The 3,651-nt window shown below is 62.9% G+C and carries 3 protein-coding genes and 1 pseudogene; 3 read left to right on the top strand and 1 reads right to left on the bottom strand.

From position 1 onward, the window contains the following. The coding region (locus tag EN750_RS23595; protein ID WP_145967860.1) for a Gfo/Idh/MocA family oxidoreductase at nt 1–731 on the top strand (731 nt) is incomplete at its 5' end. 121 nt (nt 732–852) lie between these two features. Further along, nucleotides 853–1,899: an L-glyceraldehyde 3-phosphate reductase gene (mgrA, locus tag EN750_RS23600; protein ID WP_127397804.1), complete on the top strand. Its 1,047-nt coding sequence runs from the start codon at nt 853–855 to the stop codon at nt 1,897–1,899. Between the two features lie 75 nt (nt 1,900–1,974). On the opposite strand, the gene EN750_RS23605 is transcribed toward mgrA, so the two are convergent. Continuing rightward, nucleotides 1,975–3,072: a trypsin-like serine protease gene (locus tag EN750_RS23605; protein WP_127397805.1), complete on the bottom strand. Its 1,098-nt coding sequence runs from the start codon at nt 3,070–3,072 to the stop codon at nt 1,975–1,977. Between the two features lie 396 nt (nt 3,073–3,468). On the opposite strand from EN750_RS23605, the pseudogene EN750_RS23610 reads away from it, so the two are divergent. Next, a pseudogene (locus EN750_RS23610) lies at nt 3,469–3,651 on the top strand (serine protease); the annotation flags it as partial.

Consider the following 3,651-nt stretch of genomic DNA (forward strand, 5'->3'; position numbering starts at 1 on the left):
ACACTGGCAAGCTTGGCAAGGTCACGAGCGGTACCTGCCATGTCATGGGCCACGGCATGGAGCATTGGCACCCCAATCCGGATTTCTTCTTCCAGCCGGGCGCCGGTCCCGTGCTCGATATCGGGCCTTACTACATCACCAATCTGATCCAGCTGATCGGACCGGTGAAACAGGTCGCGGCCTTCGCGACGACGCCGGCCAAGGAGCGGACGATCAGTTCAAAGCCGCGCGCGGGTGAAAAGATACCGGTCAACACGCCGACGACCATCCATGGGCTGCTGGAGTTCGAGAACGGTGCCGTTATAACGCTCAACACCAGCTGGGACGTCTGGGCCCACGGCCACGCGCCGATGGAACTCTATGGCGAGGCGGGTACGGTGTTCGTGCCGGACCCGAACTTCTTCGGTGGTGACGTTCGCTTCACCGACGCGGCCAAGCCGGTCAAGAAGCTGCCGAATTGGCCGCACCCGTTCGGCGTACCCAACGAGATGCATTCGCAAGGCATGATGGCCAACTACCGCACATCGGGCCTCGCCGACATGGCAGTGGCGATCGCGGAAGGCCGGCCGCATCGCTGTTCGATGGAGCTGGCGCTGCACGCCGTCGACGTGATGACCGGGCTGTTGCGCTCCGGCGAAACCGGCAAGTTCGTCGCCATGCAGACCACCTGCGAACGGCCGGCGGCACTTGGCGTCAAGGAAGCCAAGGCGCTTTTGGCGAAGAAGAAATAGGGCAGCACACCTCAACCCTCTCCCCGTTCCGACGGAGAGAGGGTAAAGGTGAGGGGCAGAGCCAACTCGCCGCGCTGTCGCGATGCAGCCGACCGGCTCGCTTCCATTTGAGGATTTTCCGATGCCCTACACGCCTGCCGAAAACCGCTATGAAAAGATGATCTACAACCGCTGTGGCCGCTCCGGCCTGAAGCTGCCGGCAATCTCGCTCGGCCTATGGCATAATTTCGGCAACGACACGCCGCACAAGACCAAGCAGGCGATCGCGCGCAAGGCCTTCGACCTCGGCATCACGCATTTCGACCTTGCCAACAATTACGGTCCGCCACCCGGTTCTGCCGAGACCGCTTTCGGTGAAATCCTGCGCACCGACTTCGCCGCCTACCGCGACGAGCTGATCATCTCGACCAAGGCCGGCTACGAGATGTGGGCCGGACCCTACGGCGAATGGGGCGGGCGCAAATACATTCTGGCCAGCCTCGACCAGAGCCTGAAGCGCATGGGGCTCGACTATGTCGATATCTTCTATTCGCACCGCTTCGACCCCGACACGCCGCTGGAAGAAACCATGGGTGCGCTCGACCATGCCGTGCGCTCGGGCAAGGCGCTCTATGCCGGCATCTCGTCCTACAATTCGCAGCGCACGCGCGAGGCCGCCGATATCTTGAAGCAGCTTGGCACGCCTTGCGTCATCCACCAGCCGAGCTATTCGATGCTGAACCGCTGGGTGGAGGAAGATGGCTTGCTCGACACGCTCGAAGGGCTCGGCGTCGGCTCCATCGTGTTCTCGCCGCTGGCGCAAGGCATGCTGACGGACAAGTATCTCGGCGGCATTCCCGACGGCAGCCGCGCCTCCCAGGGCAAGTCGCTGAAGACAGCCTTCATCAACGACAAGACCATAGCCAACATCAAGGCGCTCGACGCCATCGCCAGCAAGCGCGGGCAGACGCTGGCGCAGATGGCGCTGGCCTGGGTGCTGCGCAAGGGCAGGGTGACATCGGCGCTGATCGGCGCCAGCCGGCCGGAGCAGGTCGAGGACTGCGTCGGCGCGCTCAAGGTGCTCGACTTCAGCGATGCCGAACTCGCCGAGATCGACACCTATGCGCGCGAATCCGACATTAATCTGTGGGCGGCTTCCGCCGAGCGCAAAGGCCCGCCGCGAAAATAAGTCCTCTCGATAAGCCGGCAAGCAAAACGGCGGGAATCTCTCCCGCCGTTTTGCTTGAAAGCGAACAGCGCTGCTTCAGGGCGTTTTCGGTTTCTGGGCGGTGCCCAGTCCCGCCTTGGGCTTTGCCGGCGCCGGAGCCGAGGTCTTCATCTTCGCCTCGATCCAGCCGGTGTAGTTGGCCAGCCGCGTGTAGATGCCGTAGGCCTCCTTGTGGCCGCACGCCGCACTGCCGTCAGCCGGGCCTTCGCCCCAGCTGACGACGCCGACCTGGACCGGGCCTTCGGCACCGGTCATGAACAGCGGGCCGCCGCTGTCGCCGTTGCAGGCATCGCGCACGCCGCTGGTGGTGCCGGCGCAGATCATGTTGCCGGTCAGCGGGTCGGTCATGTCGGCGGCGATCGCATTGGCGGCCGCGTCGATGCCTTTTTCCGAATAGCGCATACGGCGGGACAGATCACCGAGCGCTGCCTTCAGATCACGCGCATAGATGGCCTTGATGCCGCTGTTGCAGGCCTGGTTCGGCTGCAGGTCGAGATCGACAACCATCAGCGTGGTCGGAAAGGTGCCGTCCTGCATCTTGCCCCAGCCGGTGACCGTCGTCTTGCCGGTCTCGGGGGTTGCCTCATGGGTGACCTTGATGGTCGGCGCATCGGCCGGTTCGGCAAGCCGGAGCAGGGCGAGATCGTTGTCGAGCGTTTGCTCGCTGTAGGCTTCGTTGACGATGACCTCCACCACCTTGTGGCGCTTGCCCTCGCTGAGATCGGTTGCACCGGTCAGCACGGTGACGCTCTCCGGCGAAACCGGCTGACCCTTGTCGTTGAGGCAGTGTGCTGCCGTCAGCACCCATTGCGGCGCGATCAGGCTGCCGCCGCAGAATTGGGCATTGGCCTGCGAGGCCGGGTTCTCGTCCAGCCTGTCGGTGGTGAGCAGCGCGACCTGGAACGGATAGGCTCCCTTTTCGGCCTGGTTGCCGCCATAGACGCGGTCGGCTGCGTCGGGGTTCTCCGCCGCGGCTTTCGCCCTGGCTTCCGTCACGCGCTTCATTGGCGAGACTGCTGCCTCCGGTCGGGCGACCGCTTCGTCGGCCTGGGTGGAATTGGCTGCCGCAAGGGCGGCTGCGATGCCGAGCAGCGATGCAGCGGCGATCGGCCTGAACCGATGGATGATGTTCATCTGAAGCCCTCCTGATATGTACCCGAGCGGACCAGCCCCGGCGCATGATCAACAAAGCAAGCCTCAGACTGGTGGTCAGGCCGCGCAGCTTTCGTTGTAGCGGCACGGCAGGGACACCAAGTCAGGCACTGCTTCGCGTATCGCGTTCCTGTGCAGACCCCGTTCAAAACCCTATAGCCCCCCACGGGCTATGTGGAAGCTAATTGTCATTCCAATGTTGTATTAATTTAGGCAATATATCCGCGCCGGTGTCTTTGGCGGGGGCTTTGACCGACCGCATAGGCGATGGTCATATTTCAAGTGCGGTAACCAAACTCCTTTTTCGACGCCACCACGATCTCGACAATATTTCTGTATTTTGATCCAGTCCTTGCTGACTTTTGGGAGAGTCTCACCATGACAAAACTGACAAACGCACTCATTGCGTCCACATTGCTTTCCACCGCAATGTGGGCGGTTCCAGCTTTCGCCGCCGATCCTGGCTCCGCCAGTGCCGGCAACGGCGAAAGCGCGCGCGACGCGACTTCAGGCGACTACAAGCCCGGGCGGGCAAAGCCGATCGCGCCACCGAAGCTGACC

Source organism: Mesorhizobium sp. M7A.F.Ca.ET.027.03.2.1 (genome assembly GCF_003999175.1).
Lineage (GTDB): Bacteria > Pseudomonadota > Alphaproteobacteria > Rhizobiales > Rhizobiaceae > Mesorhizobium.

Excerpts from the sequence above, each read along its gene's own strand:
- EN750_RS23605 (WP_127397805.1), bottom strand. The coding sequence starts at position 3,072 with ATGAACATCATCCATCGGTTCAGGCCGATCGCCGCTGCATCGCTGCTC.
- mgrA (WP_127397804.1), top strand. The coding sequence starts at position 853 with ATGCCCTACACGCCTGCCGAAAACCGCTATGAAAAGATGATCTACAAC.